This is a genomic window from Flavobacterium sp. HJSW_4 (assembly GCF_042436695.1).
GTDB lineage: Bacteria > Bacteroidota > Bacteroidia > Flavobacteriales > Flavobacteriaceae > Flavobacterium.
This window is the reverse complement of the sequence record NZ_JBHNPP010000021.1, coordinates 67,761-87,464: the sequence shown is the minus strand read 5'-3', so window position 1 is coordinate 87,464 and position 19,704 is coordinate 67,761. Positions and strand designations below refer to the sequence as shown.

The following is a 19,704-nucleotide window of genomic DNA, read 5'->3' as shown; positions in this document are numbered from 1 at the left end:
CAAAAAATGAAAAGTAACATTATAAAATCATCTGCATTATTATTTACAGCATTAGTTGTATTAAGCGGTTGCGAAAAGAAAAAAGAAGAAACTGCGAAAGTAGAAATCGAACCTAAAGTTGAAACTTTCCTTTTATCGAAAGAAAAACTTACTACAGAATTGCGTTTACCAGCTGAATTAACAGGTTTCCAACAAGTTGATTTGTATGCAAAAGTGAGCAGTTTCGTAAAAACTTTAAAAGTTGATATTGGAACTAAAGTGAAAAAAGGACAACTTTTAATTGTTTTAGAAGCGCCAGAAATCAGTTCACAAGTTGCGGCGGCTGAATCTAGATTGAAATCTATGGAAGCGATTTACGCAACCAGCAAAAGCACCTACAACCGTTTGTACGAAACAAGCAAAGTTGAAGGAACAATTTCTAAAAACGATTTAGAAATGGCGAACGGAAAGAAAAATTCTGATTACGCACAATACCAAGCTGCAATTGCTGCTCATAAAGAAATCTCGATTATGAGAGGTTACTTAGAAATCCGTGCTCCATTTGATGGCGTTGTAGCAGCAAGAAATGTGAATTTAGGAACATTTGTTGGTCCAGCAGGAAAAGGTTCAGATTTGCCTTTATTAACGATTCAAGAGCAATCTAAATTACGTTTGGCGGTTTCTGTTCCAGAATTGTACACAGGATATTTGCATGCAGGAGACGAAATGAGCTTTAATGTAAAATCGTTACCAGATACTTTCTCAGCTAAAATTACCAGAATGTCTGGCGCTTTAGATTTGAAACTTCGTTCTGAAAGAGTTGAAATGGATGTTCACAACACCAAAGGAAATTTATTGCCTGGAATGGTTGCCGAAGTTCTTTTACCGCTTAACGCGAAAGACAGTACGTATGTAGTTCCGAAATCGGCTGTGGTGAATTCTGCTGAAGGTTTATACGTTGTTAAAGTTGTAAACCGCAAAGCAACAAGAGTTGACATTAAAAAAGGAAGAGAAATCGAAGATAAAATCGAAATTTTCGGTGACTTAAACCCGCAAGATAAACTGGTAAAAATCGCCAGCGAAGAAACTAAAGAAGGCGATATCATAAACGAATAACCTGCGTTTAGTCTTCTTTTTAGTAGATTACCAATTACTGTACGCATTCTTCGGAGTGCAAATCTAAAATTTGCCTTAGGACAGTTCCTCTTTTTTGGAGGGACTGTTTTTTTTTTGTTTTAAAACAAAGTGAATTTCGATTAATCTATTTTTAAATGCTGTGAATATAATACTAACCATCTTTTTTCTCTCCTAGCAAAAAAAAATCTGATTATAGATCAATAAACATTTTTATGTTAATAAATTAAAATCATTTCAATTGAAGTTATATGTAAATTTAAAGACAAATTTTCAAGTATTTAGTAAATGAAAAACGAACTTAAAATTACCGACACTTCTATTGAAGAAAAAATTAAAAAGGAATTAAAAGCAAAACCTGGAAGTGAACGAGATCGCATTTTTTCAAAATTTTTTGGTGCTGCATTGGGTGGAATTCCTTGGGTTGGCGGTTTTTTAAGTATATTGACAGATTTGCATTTTGATGATCAATCTAAAAATAATCTACTTTACGAAAAATGGCTAGAAGAACATCAAAATAAAATGAGATTACTTGGAGAAACCCTATATGAAGTTGTAAAAAAACTAAATGAATTCTCAGAAGATATTAATGAAAGACTTGAAAGTGAAGAATATTTACAAATCGTGCGTAAATCTTTTAGAACTTGGGACAATGCCGATACCTTTGAAAAGCGAGAATTAATAAGAAAATTAATTACAAATGCCGGAGGGCAAAAAATTGTTGATGATGACATAATTAGACTTTTCTTAGATTGGTTAAATCTTTATCATGAAATTCATTTTTCAGTTATAAAGGTAATTTACCAGAACCAAAGTGCTACCAGAAGTGAAATATGGCAAGAATTAAATGGAACTTATGTCAGAGAAGATTCTATGGAGGCGGATTTATTTAAAATGTTAATTAGAGATTTAAGTACAGGAGGAGTAATTCGTCAATATAGGCCAACTGATTATTACGGAAATTTTGTAAAGCAAAAGAGAACAAAAACTCCATCATCAGGAAATTTAAAATCTGCTTTTGATGACCAAGAACAATATGTTCTTACTAGTTTAGGGCAAAATTTTGTTCATTACACAATGAATGAATTAAATACGAAAATTGGTTAGAAATATCTTAATAATTTAAAATATTTCAATTGAAAACTTATCTATTTCAATGATTACCAAAACTTAATATAAATATCATATCTAATATTAATCAAAACAATGGAAATATATTTAGTCGGAGGTATTATTACTTTATTAATTTTATTTGTAAAAACTTATGTTCAAGAGAAAGCAAAAATCAAGGCTTTAAAATCTGAAAATAAAAGATTAGTCGATCAAACAGAAAAAATAAAATCCAAATACAGCAAAGAATTAGAAGAACTAAAAAAAGAACATCAATTAGATATCGCGAAAAGAAAATATAAATATGAGAGCAAGAGAGATCAATATGTTTCATTTTTTCAACTTTTAGATCAATTTACTAAAGATAATTCCATTAAAGTCAATGAAAGATTAACGCCTTTATTAGAGGAATTTTCAACAAATTATTTAAATGCTCCAGATCAAGAAACTCAGACAAAAGCAATTACAAAATTTAGCACTGAAATTCAAAAGTTTACTTTTGAAGGCAGTCAAGACCTAATGAAAATTAAACAACAAACTAATACAATTAGGATGACGGCAAGTGATAAAGTTATTAGGAAATTAGATATGTTAAATCTTGCTTTTGAAAGGGTAATGGAACAAAGTAATAAGACTATGAATGATTTACCAACACTTATGCTTAATAATGATCAACAAAAAATGCAAGAAAATCAGATTAAACTAGAAGAATCTGGAAAGCTTGTTAAAAAATATAATGATGAATTAATTGCTTTGATGAGGCAGGAACTTGATGAAATATAATGAATATTCTTTCTTCTAATTCATAGAAATAATTATAAAACCTCGATTCCAAAAAATCGAGGTTTTTCCATTTTATAAACCTTACTCCTCACTCAAATAAGGATTCAAAATTTCCGCCAATTCATTGAGCCAATAATAATTGTCTTCGAAGTTTGTTAGTCCAATTTGGAGGGCTTCGTGTTGTCGCATTACGCCGAGGGCTAAAATGCAGTTTACTTGTCTTAAGATTTTAGCCATATCTTCGGGATCGATAATATGGTTAAAAAAATCAATCAGCCTTGTTTCGGCTTCTTTGGAAAGGGTGTTTGTTTTCATAAAGTGAAGAATTTAAGAAAAACCCTTGCGCCTTAGCAGTCTTACGCTTCTTCACGGCGTCAAAGTCCTTTCGGAGCTTTACTACATAGCAAGGCTAGCGTTGTAATTTAATAGACGTTTTTACTCTATCTCAGACATTAAAACTTAAGATATACTAAATAGCCCACTTGAAATTCACCATATCCATTCGTTTCCCAATCAGATGTATTTGTATAACGATACCTAAAGAAAAATTTATTATCCCCTTTTGGCGAAGGTGCATAGTAAGTACCCAGTTCAAAACGATGCAACCAATTTGATGTAAGCTTTTGGTTTTCTACAAATTCTTTTTCTGAACTTACAGTATAAAACTCTTCATTATTAGGCACAATGGTATTAAAAGGTCTGTATCTCAAATAAGCACCAAAACGTTCTTCGGGTCTAATTCTTAAAATAAAATCTGGATATGCTCTTATTATATTAACGTTTTTATCAAATCGCTTGGTTACATCGGTTGCCAATGTATCTACTACATTTACTCTTCCATAATGTATACCAGCATTCAACTCAATACGTGCTTTGAGTAAGGGAAAATCGAAGGAAGCTATATTCAAGTCAGCACCTACCGAAGCGTTTTCATACTTAATCATGTCTAAAAAAGTGACATATCTATCGGGATGGTACTCATTATTCACATAACGATCTGCATATTTGACCTGTAATTGCCTGTTTTCATCACCTATTTTGGCCCAGGTTAGATTAAAATTGATATAATTAACGAGACCAAAATTAGAACTTCTTCCTACCCCCAATATCATTCTTTTTGTCCAAAGTGGAATATTTTTTTCAACTTCAAATTGCAACAATCCGTTCGGATTTCCTTCCTTCAAGCCTAAAAAATCACTATAGATATTAACATTTAATATTTTTGACGAGGTTTCTTTTTTCAACTCAACAGCATTGCTTCTGGCAAAATCGTCTGATGGTAAACTCACCACTTGATCTTTTGGGCTAAAATCTAAACGGTCATTTTGATGTCGTTGAACATATTGTGTTATGACATTTGTTACAGGCAAAGAGAATATTTTTTCAGCCCCTTCAAAAGCGTATAAAGTATATTTATGTAAATCGGCAAAATCTGACTTTGAGCTAAACCCTATTGGAAATTCATTTTCAAATTTTAATTCTTTGCCTATAATATTGTTGAAAATCTCTTTCACGATGCGTTCCTTATAGAAATTTTCTAGCATTTCTTTAATATCATTGTACTCAGTGTTTTTGCCATTGAAAGATCTAATCAGACTTTCATCAATAAATGGAAGTTTTACTCTTCCCACTGCTGTTATGTGTTCTATAAAACCATCGTTGATATCCATCTCAATAGTCTCTACTTCAAAATTCCATAATGGTAGTTTCTTGATTTTTAATCTATGTTCTGATATTAAATCATCTATACAATTTTGAACAATTTTTATCTCACCTTCATTTGCATTGATTATGACCCTTGATTCAGTTATTTCCACATTAAGACTCTCTTTTTCCTTTTTTGTATTTGACGGATCAACTGGAATAAATTTATTATAATTATCTAATCTTCTCTCGTAATATTTGATGGAATCATTCACCATAATGATTGAATTCTGTAATGCTTCACTTTCATTCTTTAATTCAATTGTTGGCTTTTTTTTATTAGATTTATCTATTGCAATTTTTCGTTTCTTTAATTCAGCTTCTCTATTTTTTGCTTTTTTGTGATTCTCCGTTAAGATATTGTGTTCAAAGAAAAGATCATTATAAAGTTTGGCTATTGAATCCATTTTTCTATCTATAGTCCCTATTTTTTTTATATTTGTATCAATTAATGTCTTTTTATTTTTATTAACCTCTTCAAGCGACAAAATGCATTTTTTATAAAATATGTAATCCAATAAAAAGTGATCGTCACAATATCCTTGAATTTGATATACATTATAAAGCTCTTTTAATTTTTTTACTGCATAATGTTTGAACTTTACTCTAGCTTTATAGGTATTAGGACCTTTGGTATTTTCATAAAACTCATCAAATATTTTTTTATATTCAGAATTATTGACTATTTCATCAATAAATTCTTTTTTCTCTTTTATACTATCATTTGCTCCTTCAGGCTTCTTTTCTTTTTCTTTCTTTGCTGCACTATCATTTGTTCCTTTATTCTTGTTTTCTTTACTTTCAAAAATAATATCCCTCAAATCTTTTGCACGTTTAGTAAAATAAACATCAGCATCTTGTCCTTCAATATTTTTTTTATCAATTGTAGTGTTTAAAGAATACTTTAAAACACCTGCAACAGGTTCTGTATCATACGCAAAAGCAGTAATGACTAATGCGTTAAAAAACTGATAAATGTTTCTGACATCCTGAACTGCAATTTTCTGTTTTTGAGACGTGGGGCTCTCTTTTAAATTCGTGACACGCTCTTTTATAATGCCATAGGTGTTTTCAATATCATTATCTTTTATGCTGGTAATTGCATCTGTAAGATGTTTTCCAAAAGAAACTTCGCTAAAAGGGAATACCTGGAAACTTATTTCCTTATCCTCGTTGTTAATCAAGACCTCATCTTTAGCGTTTTTTAATGTAAATGTTAAATTATTTACTGAACTAGCGGCAGCATAAATCATAATCGTTTCTGTTTTATCCTTATCTGGATCTGTAACAGAATAATTATAGGGCTGTATTTGTTTTTGGGCATGTAAACCAAATACTATAAATAGAAAAAGAAGGTGTAGTTTTAGTTTCATAAAATCAGTTTTGGTGAGTTAGATTAAATTGTAGTATGCGATCATTACTTTCTTCAGTGATTGACACTTTACCAGATAAGTTTGTTCCATTTAAATTTAAAAGGTCAGTGGTAATATTTACTATTGGAGATAAATTGGTGCCATCTCTTTTCAGAATTTTACCCGAAATCCAATTTCCTGTGTTAATATTTCCTTCTAAAACCACTATATTATCCTCATCATCTTCTTCAACAAAAAACATAAATTTTCCTTGATAATCTATGTACCCTGTACAGATAAGGTTTTTTAAAAATTCATTGTCATCAGTGTAAATATTCAGTTCCCCTTTATAAAATCCGTTTAGTTTGTGATCAGAAATAGCATCATTAAAATTTAAGATCGACGCGACAACATTTTCGTCTGAAAATAGCAGGTTTGTTTGCTCCATTTGAATGTCGGCCAGGCTTTTATTTTTGCCTAAACTTAAAATATCATCTCTCTTAATAAATGAGAGATTATTATAGTTTTTTTCATTGCTATCAAATGCTAGTACAATAAATTCTCCTGAAATATTAGAATCACCTATGTTTCTTAAAATCAAACTATTATTATAAGGAATAATAGAGTTACTGTTTTTTGATTGTTGTGAAAAATCAAAGCTAATTCTGTTGGGAATAATGTAAGAGTATTTTTTAGGGATTACTTCAGGCTCTAAATAGTTATCATTTTGACAAGAACTAAAAGAAACACATAGTGATAGAAAAAGCATATTAACATACAGATGAATTTTACGCATAATTTAATTGATTAAGGTTAGTTATATCATTGCCAATATTGAAATTATAAACAAACTATCATTTATTACAGTTAATGTTAACAGGAATAAAATTAATAAAAAAATAACAATTTTAACATTTTATCTTAAAAAAAACATAAATTTTCTTACTATTTCGAAGAATTCTCCCAAATGACGCTAGTTTGTAAAGATTAATTGCTTATATTATAAAGGAGTAAATCGTAGCGTTTAAATCGAAGCTACTACCTGATAGCAGACTTGCAATCCGTACCCGTACGGTAATAAACATATTACAAAAACCTCGATTCCAAAATCGAGGTTTTTCCATTTTATAAATCTTACTCCTCTCTCAAATAAGGATTCAAAATCTCCGCCAATTCATTGACCCAATAATAATTGTCTTCGAAGTTTGTTAGTCCGATTTGGAGGGTTTCGTGTTGTCGCATTACGCCGAGGGCTAAAATGCAGTTTACTTGTCTTAAGATTTTAGCCATATCTTCGGGATCGATAATATGGTTAAAGAAATCAATCAGCCTTGTTTCGGCTTCTTTGGAAAGGGTGTTTGTTTTCATAAAGTGAAGAATTTAAGAAAAAAACCCTCGTGCCTTAGCAGTCTTACGCTTCTTCACGGCGTCAAAGTCCTTTCGGAGCTTTACTACATAGCACAAGGGCAAATTTTGATGCGTTCTTAATGTGAAGATTTAAGAACTGCAAATATAGGAAAATTCTTTATTTTTGTATTCTTTTTCTTACAGCTCCTTTATGTTCTTTAACAAATATACTAAATCTATATTTTGGTAATTTTAATTGTAATTATTTATTCTGAAAGCACCTTAGACTATTATTGTTTGGAAATGTTTTTTATTTTGAAAATTAAATATATTTGACAAATATTTTTTTACAAAAACTATATTCATCACTACTAAATATCCCAGACCAAATGAAATACAACTTTATTCTTTTTATTTTTTTTGCTTTTTTTAATTCTGGAGTAGCTCAAAATATCGATGCTACTTTTATAGAATTGAACTTTCAAGAAGATAGTTACCCTCAAGACCTAACGCCTTTTAAATCTGGATTCTGTTTTACGGCTACAGATGGGTATTACAAAAATTATGGAAGAGAATTATGGTATTCAAACGGCACAAAGGAAGGTACTTATTTAATTAAAGACATTTTACCTGGAGGCACTTCTTCAAATCCAAAATACTTAGTCAATATAAACAACACCCTTTACTTTATAGCCTATGATGCTTTACACGGTAACGAACTGTGGAAAAGTGACGGAACAGAAGCGGGAACTATATTGGTCAAAGATATAAATCCGAATGAAAAAGGCGATTATAATGGTCCTTCGGGGTTATTAGAATTTAAAGGTAAATTATACTTTACTGCAGATAATGGTGTAAATGGGTATGAGTTATGGACTAGTGATGGTACAGAAGCTGGAACTTATATGGTAAAAGATATAAACCCAAATGGAAACGGAAGTCCAACTTCATTGTTTGTTTTTAATGACAATTTATATTTTACAGCAAATGATGGTACAAACTTTAAATTATGGAAAAGTGATGGAACTGAAGCGGGAACAAAAATGTTAAAAAACATTAGTATCAATCCTTCTCCAACTAATGAGAATCCATTTTTTATTGTAAACAATACCTTTTTCTTTTTTGCAAATGATGGATCAAAAGGCTATGAACTCTGGAAAAGTGACGGATCAGAATCAGGAACTGTCATGGTAAAAGATATTCTAAGCGGTTATAATTCCAGCGCATACTCTTTAAATGGTTGTGTCCTAAACGATAATATCATTTTTGAAGCAAATGATGGAATCAATGGTAACGAAATATGGAAAAGCGATGGAACTGAAGCTGGGACATTTATAATCAAAGACATTAATGGTACTAGAGACAGCAGCATTAATTACAATACTAAATATATTGCGTTTAATAATGAAGTATACTTTCTTGCAAGTGATAATATATACGGATATGAAATATGGAAAACTGACGGAACAGCAAATGGCACTGCTTTATTAAAAGACATCAATAACGGTGATTTATCTTTATCTATAAACAAATACTATAATGATAAAATAAACAATAAACTCTTATTTTTTACAAATAAGACTAATAGCGCTGGTATACAAACAATTTGGGTTAGTGATGGCACTTCAAATGGCACGTTCGAACTTGCCGATGTAAAATCAAGCCATTCCTATGGATATCCTGATAATTTTATTACTATCGACAACAAAACCATTTTTACAGGTACAAATGAAAAACATGGAACTGAATTATGGCAAACAGATGGAACAAAAGAAGGCACATCAATATTTGCAGATCTTAACCATACAAAGGCCAGTTATCCAGATAAATTTACAGACGTAGATGGAAACCTATTTTTTAGAGCAAGAGGAACAAATTATGGCTCTCAATTATTTAAAAGTGATGGTACTATTGAAGGTACAAAACTAGTTAAAGATATACAGCCAGGTTATGAAACCATTGATAACCTTTCTGATATGAGAACTATAAATGGTACCTTATTTTTTAGTGGAAATGATGGTGTGCATGGATACGAGCTTTGGAAAAGTGACGGAACAGAAAACGGAACTGTATTAGTAAAAGATATAAATCCTGGTAATTACGGCAGCTTTAGAACTCATAATGACAAACAAGAATTTACTGTTATAAACAATGATTTATATTTCAATGCTGATAATGGCGTAAATGGCTTTGAATTATGGAAAAGCGACGGAACAGAGGCTGGAACTTTCATGGTAAAAGATATCAATCCTGGCGGGTATAATTCTGGTAGTTACGCAAGAGAATTTGTTTCGTTAAATAATAACACTTATTTCATTGCCAATGATAATACAGGAACCTCTCTATGGCAAACTAATGGTACTCCATCTGGTACTAGCAAAATTATATCTTTAAATGATATGCGAGTTCTTAAAGTGGCCAATAATAAATTACTAATTATTGCTGAAACTTCAGGAACAACTTATGGACCACATGATTTATGGGTATCTGACGGAACCTCTTCTGGAACAAAACATATAAAAACCTTTGGAGATAACATAGACAGTGACATTAGATATACTACTACTTTCGGTAATGAGCTATATTTTGTTGCTAAAAACCCAATCAGCTTTAGAAAATCATTATATAAAACTGATGGAACTGTAGAAGGAACAAAACTAGTATTTGATGCTGCAAATCATCCCACAATGCCAGACCTTGACATAGAAGTACTTTATCCTTGCGGAAGTTATGTTTATTTTGTTGTAGAAGATTTTTATGGGACATCAAAAGAATTGTGGAGAACTAATAACCAAATTACAGAAAAAGTAGCTGGTCCCGGAACTCAAGATTTTTCATCTATACGAAATTTAAGTTGTTATAAAGATAATCTATTTTACTTAGCAGAATTGTTCCCTAAAAAAGTATGGATGATTAACGATAATATGAATCTTCCTGAGCAGTTAAGCGTTACTATACAAAATAATAAAAATTTTGAAGGATATGAGTCAATTCAAGAATTGGGAGCAACAAGTAATACATTATATTTCAATGGAAGAAATGACATAAGTGGAAGTGAACTGTACGCTGCCAAAGTAAATTTAGGCTCATTGGGTATTCCTGATTATGACCTTTCAGAAAAGGAAAATCAAAAAGAAATAAAAGTTTACCCAAATCCAGCGAGTAAATTTGTTACAATAGAATCTATTAATAATCAGATAACCAAATTTGAATTATATAATTTATTGGGACAAAAAATTGATGAACGAATGAATAAGGATCAAAATCAAAAATTAAAATATGATCTTAATAAATTAAATAATGGTATTTACTTCATTAAAGCCACTTTATCTAATGGAAAAACAGATAACATCAAGTTAATAGTTAATTAAATATTTGTTCATTGTTAATAATTTTGAATAAAAATAATCTAAAACCTCGATCTTAAAAAAATCGAGGTTTTTCATTTATAACTCTAACCCTCACTCAAATAAGCATTTAAAGTTTATTAATCTAGTAAGAAGAGTTTTGTCTTGTCCTTTTTCAATTTTTATCCTATTCTAAAAATTAATGCCTCGTTTTGATTTACCGCCATTTCATAAACTTCTTTAATGTTTTCAAAATAATTTATAATAGCAACTTTCTCTTGAGGTCTTGTATGTGGATAATTTTCTTTCTCTCCCATTTCCCAAAATTCAATAAAATTTTCATTTGTTATTTTGTCCAATATCATTTCTTTAATTTCTTTTACTTCTTCAGAATTTGAATAACCGATATAACAATCATCAGAAGAAAATGAATTATCCCCTTGAATAATCTTTCCTACTGCCGTTCTACCAAGTTCTGAAAACTTATTTAATATTTCTAGTAAATCAATCGCGTAATAACTTAAATCTGCTGTTTCTTTTAAGAATTCTAATTCCGAGAATTCATTTGTTCTTTGATTTTTTAACTCTTCATCTGAAAGTTTGTATAACGAACCTGTTAAAGCCATAATTCTTTATAATTAATAATTTTTATTTGTTTCTTCAATTACTCAAAAAATAATTTACCTCAAATCCTTTTTAATAACCAAATATTTCAAATTGGTATTTCCAGCGTTGCTTATTCCGTGTTCTGCATTTGGTGGGCAATATAAACTTGTATTTGGGCCGACAACAACGGTTTTTCCATCTAAGAAAAAAGAAGCCGAACCTTCTAGAACATAAAAGAATTCTTCTTCAGGATGATGGTGTGGCGCGTGTGTCGATTTTCCTGGTTCGACAATACTCATTTTTAAAGTGTTTTCCTGAGTAAAATCTTTATCCGCAAACCAATATTGGTAGCCTACTTTTGTTTGCTTAGCTTTGTCCAATTCAAAATGATTGACACAGTTTTCGATTGTGTATTGTGGTACAGTGGTTTCTTTTTTGGTTTCCTGAGCAAAAGTTATTTGTTGGAAAAGTAAAAGAGCAAATGTGGTTTTAATGGTAGTTAGCGTGTTCATTGTTTTTGTTGTAATGTTACGAAAAAATTGAATACAAGTTGTTATATTCGTGGTTTTACGATTTCAAGCGTATTTTTTCCACAATCTCCTTCCACAATCTTGTCATTTCGACGAAGGAGACCCGAGCGATAGCTAACAGGCGAAGCAAATCTCCACAAGTAGCTCCGCACAGAATATCGCCAATCTTTGTAGAGTTTCTCGCGGAGATTTCTCCTTCGTCGAAATGACAAAACTTTATGCTTAAATTCTTATTTTTGTCATGATTCCTCGTTCCTCGAAATGACAAACTGAGGGTAATTATGGGTTGATTTCTTTTATAAAAACTGTTCGTCGTAAAACTTTCTCAAAGTTTGAAATTTTGTCAAAGTTCTTATGAAAAATACAACCTCTCGCCTAGCCCCGATCGAAATGGTATCCTTTTATGGTGGGGTTCACCATAAAAGATATAATGTAGAGCGGGACAAATGTTCTTGAAAAATGAAAATTTGCTGCTCCTGAAAAATATTTCAGAAATCAAAAGTCTAATAAAATCAGCACTTCACGAGTATTTTTAAAATTGCTTATTGTACGATAAGAAAATATTATGACAAAAACATTTTATAATTCGAAAAACCGCCATACATTTGCCTAACAGTGTTAAACGATTTAATACTCGAATAAAATGGCTAGCAAAGATCGAATTTTAAGACAAAAAGAAGAGACAAGAAATAATATTCTTGGCGCTGCTTATGATATCGTAAAAGAAGAAGGCTGGAATGGTTTGAGTATGCGTAAAATTGCCGACAGAATCGAATATACTGCTCCTATTATTTATGAATATTTCTCGAATAAAGAAGCAATTTTAGAAGAACTGACTGGCAAAGGTTTTATCAAACTGACTAAAGAGTTGCAAACTGCAATAGATAAGTTTGAAAAACCCGAAGATCAATTGGAAGCCATGTGGATGACTTACTGGGACTTCGCTTTTACTAATACTGAAATGTATCAGCTAATGTTTGGTGTTCAAATGACGTGCTGTGCACAACGATGTTCGGCTCAAGAGGGACCTTACAAATTATTTACTGAAGTGATTGCTGAAGTAATGAAAGACAGCAATCCGAGTCAAGATATTATAAAACAAAAGTACTTCACTTTCTTTTCTGTTATTCATGGTTTAATCGCCATCAATATCATTAACAAAAGTGACATTTTAGAAACAATTAATGCCCAAATTTTGAAGGATGCCATTGGCGGTATCATCAAATCAATACAATAATATTTTTTTCAATTTTTACTTAACGGTGTAAAATGATTTAATCGGATAATATAGAATCCTTTTTTTTATAACCTTCACTTAACACTGTTAGAAAATTTAATCGAGGTAATAAAACTCTTTTTTTAGACTTTTACTTAACGACGTTAGATAATTTAATACCGATTTAAGGACACAGTTGAAAATGATTAAAGTATAGAAGTTTGTGCTCATTTACTTAACAACGTTAGATAATTTAATTCAATTAAATATGAATCCCGAGAATTCTAGAATTCCAACAATTTTTACCCGAGAAAATGTTCAACCAATTAAAACCAAAATGAAAATGAAAAATGTAATTATAACCAGTTTTATTCTGGCATTAGTTTTAAGCAGTTGTGGAGATAAAAATCAGGCTCCTACTGCTCCACCTCCACCGGTTTTACCAGTTTTGGCTATTACAAGTGCAAATACAATTACTGACTCTGAATATCCTGCTTCTATACAAGGAACTGTTGATGTTGAAATACGCCCACAAGTGAGCGGAAACCTTGACAGAATTTTTGTTGACGAAGGTGCTTACGTAAATAAAGGACAAACGTTATTCAAAATCAATGAGCGTCCGTTTCGCGAGCAGTTAAACAATGCTTTAGCAAGTCTTCATGCGGCTGAAGCGGCTTTAATCAACGCTAATTTAGAAGTTGATAAATTGACTCCGCTAGTTCAGAACAAAGTAGTTTCTGATTATCAGTTGAAAACGGCTAAAGCAACTCAAAAAATTGCAGCTGCAAATATCGAGCAAGCAAAAGCAATGGTAGGTTCTGCTAAAATTAATTTAGGATATACAAATGTTACTGCGCCAGTAAGCGGATACATTGGAAGATTGCCTAAAAAACAAGGAAGTTTAGTTTCTGCAACTGATGTTGAGGCTTTAACGACTTTATCTGATGTTCACGAAGTATTTGCTTATTTCTCTTTGGGTGAAACAGATTTCATCAACTTTAAAGAGCAATACGCTGGAAGTTCATTAGGCGATAAAATCAAAAAATTACCTCCTGTTACTTTGATTTTAGCTGATAACAGCGCTTACCCAAAAACAGGAAAAATCGATATGGTTGACGGTCAGTTTGATAAAACTACAGGTGCGATCACGATTAGAGCTACTTTCCCAAATGCTAACGGAATTTTACGTTCTGGAAACACGGGAAGAATCCGTTTAGGATTAAACCACGACGATGCAATTTTAGTTCCACAAGCTGCTACTGTAGAAATGCAAGACAAAGTATTTGTTTTCACAGTTGGAAAAGACAACAAAGTAACTAAAATGCCAATCACTGTTGTAGGGAAAAGCGGTGCAAATTATTTAATTAAAGACGGCGTAAAATCTGGTGACCAAATCGTGTTAAGCGGTATTGACAAACTTCAGGACGGACAAGCGATTCAGCCTGAAAAAACAACTAAAGTTGCCGAAGTAACTAACAAAAAATAATCAAAAGAAATAATGTTCAAAATATTTATACAAAGACCAGTACTGGCAACTGTTATCTCCATTTTATTGGTGATTCTGGGTGTACTTGGTTTAACTAAACTGCCCTTACAACAGTTTCCTGATATTGCGCCTCCATCGGTTTTGGTAACGGCGGTATATCCTGGAGCTAACGCAGAAACGGTTTTACGTTCTGTTGCGCCTTCTCTAGAAGAGTCTATAAATGGTGTGGAAAACATGACTTATATGAGTTCTACTGCCAGTAACGACGGTTCTTTGGCTATTACTGTTTTCTTTAAATTAGGAACAAATGCCGATCAAGCTGCGGTAAACGTACAAAACCGTGTGGCACAAGCAACAAGCCAGCTTCCTGCCGAGGTTGTTCAGCAAGGTATTATTACGGCTAAACAGCAAAACAGTTTCATCATGGCGATTGGTATGTATACCGAAGATGAAGCAAAATACGATCAGACTTTTATTGCTAACTACGCTCAGATTAATATTATACCGGAATTGAAACGTATTCCTGGTGTAGGTTCTGCCAGTATTTTTGGTGGTGTAAAAGATTATTCTATGCGTGTTTGGTTAAACCCAACGCAGATGTCTACTTACAAAGTAACGCCAAGCGAAGTTATGGCAGCGATTCAAGACAAAAGTTTGGAAGCTGCGCCAGGTAAATTTGGTGAAAGAAGTACGGAAGTTTTTGAATATGTAATTAAATACAAAGGAAAACTAACCAAACCAGAAGATTACCAAAATATTGCAATTCGTTCTAATCCTGATGGTTCAGTTCTTCGTTTAAAAGATGTTGCAAGAGTAGAATTAGGTGCTTACTCTTATACCAGTTTAACTCGTTTAAATGGTAAAAAAGGAATCGTAATTGGAGTTATTCAGTTAGCTGGATCAAACTCTAATGATATTCAGATTGCAATTAATAAAATGATGGAAAAAGCTTCTAAAGATTTTCCAACAGGCATTAAACACAATATTTTCTATAGTACAAAAGTATCTCTAGACCAATCAATCGAACAGGTTGAACATACCTTAGTTGAAGCTTTTATTTTAGTATTCATCGTGGTATTTATCTTCCTGCAAGATTTTAGATCAACATTAATTCCGGCTATTGCTGTACCTGTAGCAATTTTAGGAACGTTCTTCTTCATGCAGTTATTCGGATTCTCGATCAATCTTCTAACACTCTTCGCTTTAATATTAGCGATTGGTATTGTGGTAGATGACGCGATTGTAGTCGTCGAAGCCGTCCATGCGAAAATGGAACACAAACGTTTGTCTCCAAAAATCGCAACCCATGAAGCAATGCACGAAATAACGGGTGCTATTATCTCGATTACGCTGGTAATGGCTGCTGTATTCCTGCCGGTTGGTTTTATGGAAGGCTCAACAGGAGTTTTCTATCGTCAGTTTGCCTTTACGATGGCAATTGCAATTGTAATTTCGGCTGTTAATGCCTTAACGTTGAGTCCAGCTCTTGCTGCTTTGTTCTTAAAAGACAATCACGGAGCTCACGGTCACGAAGCTTCTCATAAGAAAAAAGGATTTAAAGAAAAGTTCTTTACAGCTTTCAACAGCAGTTTTGAATCGCTTACGAATCGTTACGTTGGCGGACTTAAATTCTTAATCAGAAGAAAATGGTTGAGTTTAGGAGGTTTGGCTTTAATTACATTAGCAACTGTGTTAATGGTTAAAACTACTCCATCTGGATTTATTCCGACAGAAGACCAAGGATTTATCGCAATCTCGGTAAATACGCCTTCTGGAACATCTCTTGACGGAACTCAAAAAGTAATGACTGAAGCTGAAAATACTTTAAGAGGTTTAGAGTCTTCACGATTTGTAACAGCAGTTTCTGGTTTCAACCTATTGACAAATTCAACAAGCCCATCTTCGGCAGTAGTTTTCGTCTTACTGAAACCAAATGAAGAGCGTGGTTCTCTTAAAAATATTGACGAAATCATGAATCAGGTTCGCGGTAAACTGGGCGAGATTTCTGGAGGAAGTTTCTTCGTATTCAGCTTCCCAACTGTTCCTGGATTTAGTAACGTTGAGGCTTTGGATTTAGTTCTTCAAGATAAAACTGGAGGAAAACTGGACAAGTTCAGTGGTATTTCTCAAAATTTCATTGGCGAATTAATGAAACGTCCTGAAATTGCAGTTGCCTTTACAAGTTTCAAAGCTGATTATCCTCAATTACAATTGGATATCAACGACGAAAAAGCGAATCAATTAGGTGTAAATGTAAAAGACATTTTACAAACAATGCAGGCTTATTTTGGTAGTGCGCAGGCATCAGACTTCAACCGATTTGGTAAATATTACCGTGTGGTTGTTCAAGCTGATATTGCCGACAGAGCAGATCCAACAGCAATTGACCGTGTATTCGTTAAAAACAAAACTGGCGAAATGGTGCCGATAAATACTTTAGTAAAACTAACTCGTATTTATGGTTCTGAAACCGCTTCTAGATATAATTTGTTTAACTCAATTTCTATTAATGCTATTCCAAAACCTGGATTTAGTTCTGGAGACGCCATTAAAGCAATTGAAGAAGTAGCAAAACAACAATTGCCTGCAGGTTACGGGTTTGAATTCTCGGGCCAAACGCGTGAGGAGATTTCTTCTGGAGGGCAGTCGGCTACAATTTTCTTACTGTGTTTGATATTCATTTATTTCCTACTTGCTGCACAGTATGAGAGTTATATCCTTCCCCTAGCGGTTATTTTATCAATTCCTGCAGGTATTTTTGGAGTATTTGTGGCTATCGGTTTAACAGGAATCGAAAACAACATTTACGTTCAGGTTGCACTTGTCATGCTGATTGGACTTCTCGCTAAAAATGCCATTCTGATTGTGGAATTTGCATCGCAGAGACGAAAATCTGGACAAGGTTTAATTGCAGCTTCAATTAGCGCAGCAAAATTACGTCTGCGACCAATTATCATGACGTCTCTTGCCTTTATTGTTGGTTTAGTGCCGATGATGAGCGCCAAAGGACCATCAGCTCAAGGAAATCACTCTATTAGTATTGGAGCTGCGGGTGGAATGATTTCGGGAGTAATCTTAGGATTATTTATTATTCCGGTTTTATTCATCGTCTTCCAACATTTACAAGAAAAATTCAGCGGAAAACCAATCGCTGTTATTCACAACGAAGAAAAATAAAATATGGAAAACTATATAACTACAATCCTTGTTGCCATCATATTTGGCATCGGATATATATCATACAGAATCTCGAAAGATCTTGAAACTAGAAAAGATACTTGTACAGAGATTTAAAAAATGTTTAACACATAGAAACATAGATTTTTTACCTCAAAAAAGAAAGTAAAAGAAACTAGTTTCAACACATAGACTAAACTATGTGCATTTAAACTAGTGAAACGCCTTTTTAAGCTTACAAAAACTATGTTTCTATGTGTTGAAAAAATTACACCCAAAGCCAGAGGGTATAGAAATCTAATAAAAAGACAATGAAAAATTATATAACCAAAATCGTGACCTTCGCCATTCTGATCACGACCATAATATCCTGTAAAGTCTCAAAGGATATTGAAACTCCTAAAGATGCATTTCCTGAAAATTTCAGGAATGCATCGACTTCGAGTGATACAACAAGTATTGCCGATATTGAGTGGAAAAATTTCTTTACAGAAAAAGATATTGTTACGTTAATCGACAGCGCGGTTGCTAGAAATAACGATCTGCTTATTGCACAGAAAAACATCGAAATTGCGCAATACAGATTCACACAATCTAAATGGGGAAATGTTCCTCAGGTTAATTTATTTGTAAATGCTAGTACAAGTAATCCTTCTGACAATAGTTTTACAGGAATGAACTTGAATCAGGCTTTAGGCGCTAAACATATTGATGATTATTCTGCTGGAGCTTCGCTTTCTTGGGAGGCTGATATTTGGGGAAAGATCAGAAACCAAAAGAAAGGAGCTTACGCAGGATATCTTCAATCTGCTGAAGTAAAAAAAGCTTTGCAGACTAATATTGTTGCGAATGTTTCTAGAGGATATTACAATCTTTTGATGTTGGATGCTCAATTGAAAATCGCTCAGCAAAACCTAAGATTAAATGACAGCACAACGAATATTATCAAATTAAAATACGATGCTGGTCAAGTAACAACTTTAGCAATTCAACAATCTGAAGCACAAAAATTAAACTCAGAGCAATTGATTCCGTTATTGGAACAAAACATTGCTATTCAAGAAAATGCTTTAAGTGTTTTGACAGGTTCATTCCCGAATTCAAAACAAAGAACGATTCTTTTAAATTCAATTGAAATTAAAAACAATCCAGCCATTGGAATTCCGTCTTCATTAGTAAGCAGAAGACCAGACGTAAAAAGCGCTGAATTGGCACTTAAAGTAGCAAACGCAAATGTCGGTATCACAAAAGCGGATTTATACCCAGCTCTTAGAATTACGGCTCAAGGCGGTTTGAACTCTTTCGAAACGAGCAGCTGGTTTACTATTCCAGCTTCTCTATTCGGAACTGTTGCGGGAGGTTTAACTCAACCAATCTTGAACAACAAAAGAGTTAGAACGCAATATAATATCGCTGTCGCGGAAAGAGAAAAAGCGGTTTTAGCGTTTAGACAATCAGTTTTAGTAGCGGTAAGCGAAGTTTCAGATGCTTTAGTAAAAGTGGAGAAATTACAGCAACAAGAAACGTTCTTAAAAGAAAAAGTAAAAACATTACAGCAAGCAATTAAAAATTCAAACTTGTTATTCAAAAACGGATTAGCAGAATATCTTGAAGTTTTAACTGCTCAAGCGAATCTTTTGCAAAGCGAATTAGAATTAGCTGATCTTAAAAGACAACAACTCACAGCCAATACAGATTTGTATCGCGCTCTAGGCGGAGGCTGGAAATAATACCCGTTACCCGTTAATTATTTATTTTTTGAGATGAAAACGCTGTGGAACCTTTTGGTTTCATGGCGTTTTTTGCTTTATTTCAATTTGCGACAAAGGAGCTAAGACACGAAGTTTTTTTTTAAGCCTCTCGCAGATTTTGCTGATTAAGTGGATTTTTTTATCATTTTATGTCTTACTGAGCAAAATCGAAGGATGCGCTC

Annotated in this window: 14 protein-coding genes; 8 read left to right on the top strand and 6 right to left on the bottom strand. The window is 32.8% G+C overall.

Annotated features, from left to right (window positions below; genetic code table 11):
* The 3 genes from ACE01P_RS18125 to ACE01P_RS18115 form a co-directional block, all read left to right on the top strand.
* On the top strand, positions 1–1,095 hold a 1,095-nt coding region (locus ACE01P_RS18125), incomplete at its 5' end, for an efflux RND transporter periplasmic adaptor subunit (RefSeq protein WP_379700319.1).
* A 306-nt stretch (positions 1,096–1,401) separates the two neighbouring features.
* Positions 1,402–2,220: a hypothetical protein gene (locus ACE01P_RS18120; RefSeq protein ID WP_379700318.1), complete on the top strand. Its 819-nt coding sequence runs from the start codon at positions 1,402–1,404 to the stop codon at positions 2,218–2,220.
* 99 nt (positions 2,221–2,319) lie between these two features.
* Positions 2,320–3,006, top strand: coding sequence for a hypothetical protein (locus ACE01P_RS18115; RefSeq protein ID WP_379700316.1), 687 nt, complete (start codon positions 2,320–2,322; stop codon positions 3,004–3,006).
* 81 nt (positions 3,007–3,087) lie between these two features.
* Here the strand turns inward: ACE01P_RS18115 and ACE01P_RS18110 are convergent, their stop codons facing one another.
* The 4 genes from ACE01P_RS18110 to ACE01P_RS18095 all read right to left on the bottom strand — a co-directional run bounded on the left by ACE01P_RS18110 (position 3,088) and on the right by ACE01P_RS18095 (position 7,430).
* Positions 3,088–3,321: a hypothetical protein gene (locus ACE01P_RS18110; RefSeq protein WP_379700314.1), complete on the bottom strand. Its 234-nt coding sequence runs from the start codon at positions 3,319–3,321 to the stop codon at positions 3,088–3,090.
* 137 nt (positions 3,322–3,458) lie between these two features.
* Positions 3,459–6,083, bottom strand: coding sequence for a hypothetical protein (locus ACE01P_RS18105; RefSeq protein ID WP_379700313.1), 2,625 nt, complete (start codon positions 6,081–6,083; stop codon positions 3,459–3,461).
* A 4-nt stretch (positions 6,084–6,087) separates the two neighbouring features.
* Positions 6,088–6,858, bottom strand: coding sequence for a hypothetical protein (locus ACE01P_RS18100; protein ID WP_379700311.1), 771 nt, complete (start codon positions 6,856–6,858; stop codon positions 6,088–6,090).
* 338 nt (positions 6,859–7,196) lie between these two features.
* On the bottom strand, positions 7,197–7,430 hold the full coding sequence (locus ACE01P_RS18095; protein WP_379700309.1) for a hypothetical protein: 234 nt from the start codon (positions 7,428–7,430) through the stop codon (positions 7,197–7,199).
* 368 nt (positions 7,431–7,798) lie between these two features.
* On the opposite strand from ACE01P_RS18095, the gene ACE01P_RS18090 reads away from it, so the two are divergent.
* Positions 7,799–10,780, top strand: a complete 2,982-nt coding sequence (locus tag ACE01P_RS18090; RefSeq protein WP_379700308.1) for an ELWxxDGT repeat protein — start codon at positions 7,799–7,801, stop codon at positions 10,778–10,780.
* A 158-nt stretch (positions 10,781–10,938) separates the two neighbouring features.
* Here the strand turns inward: ACE01P_RS18090 and ACE01P_RS18085 are convergent, their stop codons facing one another.
* Positions 10,939–11,382 carry a DUF1877 family protein gene (locus tag ACE01P_RS18085; protein ID WP_379700306.1) on the bottom strand — a complete coding sequence of 148 codons (444 nt, stop codon included), beginning with the start codon at positions 11,380–11,382 and terminating at the stop codon, positions 10,939–10,941.
* Between the two features lie 54 nt (positions 11,383–11,436).
* Positions 11,437–11,874: a cupin domain-containing protein gene (locus ACE01P_RS18080; RefSeq protein ID WP_379700304.1), complete on the bottom strand. Its 438-nt coding sequence runs from the start codon at positions 11,872–11,874 to the stop codon at positions 11,437–11,439.
* A gap of 661 nt (positions 11,875–12,535) precedes the next feature.
* Here ACE01P_RS18080 and ACE01P_RS18075 point away from each other — a divergent pair.
* The 4 genes from ACE01P_RS18075 to ACE01P_RS18060 all read left to right on the top strand — a co-directional run bounded on the left by ACE01P_RS18075 (position 12,536) and on the right by ACE01P_RS18060 (position 19,501).
* The gene (locus ACE01P_RS18075) at positions 12,536–13,129 is read left to right on the top strand and encodes a TetR/AcrR family transcriptional regulator (protein ID WP_379700302.1); all 594 of its coding nucleotides are present in this window, start codon (positions 12,536–12,538) and stop codon (positions 13,127–13,129) included.
* 247 nt (positions 13,130–13,376) lie between these two features.
* The gene (locus ACE01P_RS18070; RefSeq protein WP_379700300.1) at positions 13,377–14,594 is read left to right on the top strand and encodes an efflux RND transporter periplasmic adaptor subunit; all 1,218 of its coding nucleotides are present in this window, start codon (positions 13,377–13,379) and stop codon (positions 14,592–14,594) included.
* 12 nt (positions 14,595–14,606) lie between these two features.
* Entirely contained in the window at positions 14,607–17,771 is a 3,165-nt protein-coding gene (locus tag ACE01P_RS18065; protein ID WP_379700298.1) for an efflux RND transporter permease subunit, read from the top strand.
* Between the two features lie 311 nt (positions 17,772–18,082).
* The gene (locus tag ACE01P_RS18060) at positions 18,083–19,501 is read left to right on the top strand and encodes a TolC family protein (protein WP_379700296.1); all 1,419 of its coding nucleotides are present in this window, start codon (positions 18,083–18,085) and stop codon (positions 19,499–19,501) included.
* Positions 19,502–19,704: the final 203 nt, after the last annotated feature.

Coding starts and splice junctions, on each gene's coding strand:
- ACE01P_RS18090 (WP_379700308.1), top strand. CDS start 7,799: ATGAAATACAACTTTATTCTTTTTATTTTTTTTGCTTTTTTTAATTCT.
- ACE01P_RS18065 (WP_379700298.1), top strand. CDS start 14,607: ATGTTCAAAATATTTATACAAAGACCAGTACTGGCAACTGTTATCTCC.
- ACE01P_RS18080 (WP_379700304.1), bottom strand. CDS start 11,874: ATGAACACGCTAACTACCATTAAAACCACATTTGCTCTTTTACTTTTC.
- ACE01P_RS18105 (WP_379700313.1), bottom strand. CDS start 6,083: ATGAAACTAAAACTACACCTTCTTTTTCTATTTATAGTATTTGGTTTA.
- ACE01P_RS18095 (WP_379700309.1), bottom strand. CDS start 7,430: ATGAAAACAAACACCCTTTCCAAAGAAGCCGAAACAAGGCTGATTGAT.
- ACE01P_RS18120 (WP_379700318.1), top strand. CDS start 1,402: ATGAAAAACGAACTTAAAATTACCGACACTTCTATTGAAGAAAAAATT.
- ACE01P_RS18060 (WP_379700296.1), top strand. CDS start 18,083: ATGAAAAATTATATAACCAAAATCGTGACCTTCGCCATTCTGATCACG.
- ACE01P_RS18110 (WP_379700314.1), bottom strand. CDS start 3,321: ATGAAAACAAACACCCTTTCCAAAGAAGCCGAAACAAGGCTGATTGAT.
- ACE01P_RS18085 (WP_379700306.1), bottom strand. CDS start 11,382: ATGGCTTTAACAGGTTCGTTATACAAACTTTCAGATGAAGAGTTAAAA.
- ACE01P_RS18075 (WP_379700302.1), top strand. CDS start 12,536: ATGGCTAGCAAAGATCGAATTTTAAGACAAAAAGAAGAGACAAGAAAT.
- ACE01P_RS18100 (WP_379700311.1), bottom strand. CDS start 6,858: ATGCGTAAAATTCATCTGTATGTTAATATGCTTTTTCTATCACTATGT.
- ACE01P_RS18070 (WP_379700300.1), top strand. CDS start 13,377: ATGAATCCCGAGAATTCTAGAATTCCAACAATTTTTACCCGAGAAAAT.
- ACE01P_RS18115 (WP_379700316.1), top strand. CDS start 2,320: ATGGAAATATATTTAGTCGGAGGTATTATTACTTTATTAATTTTATTT.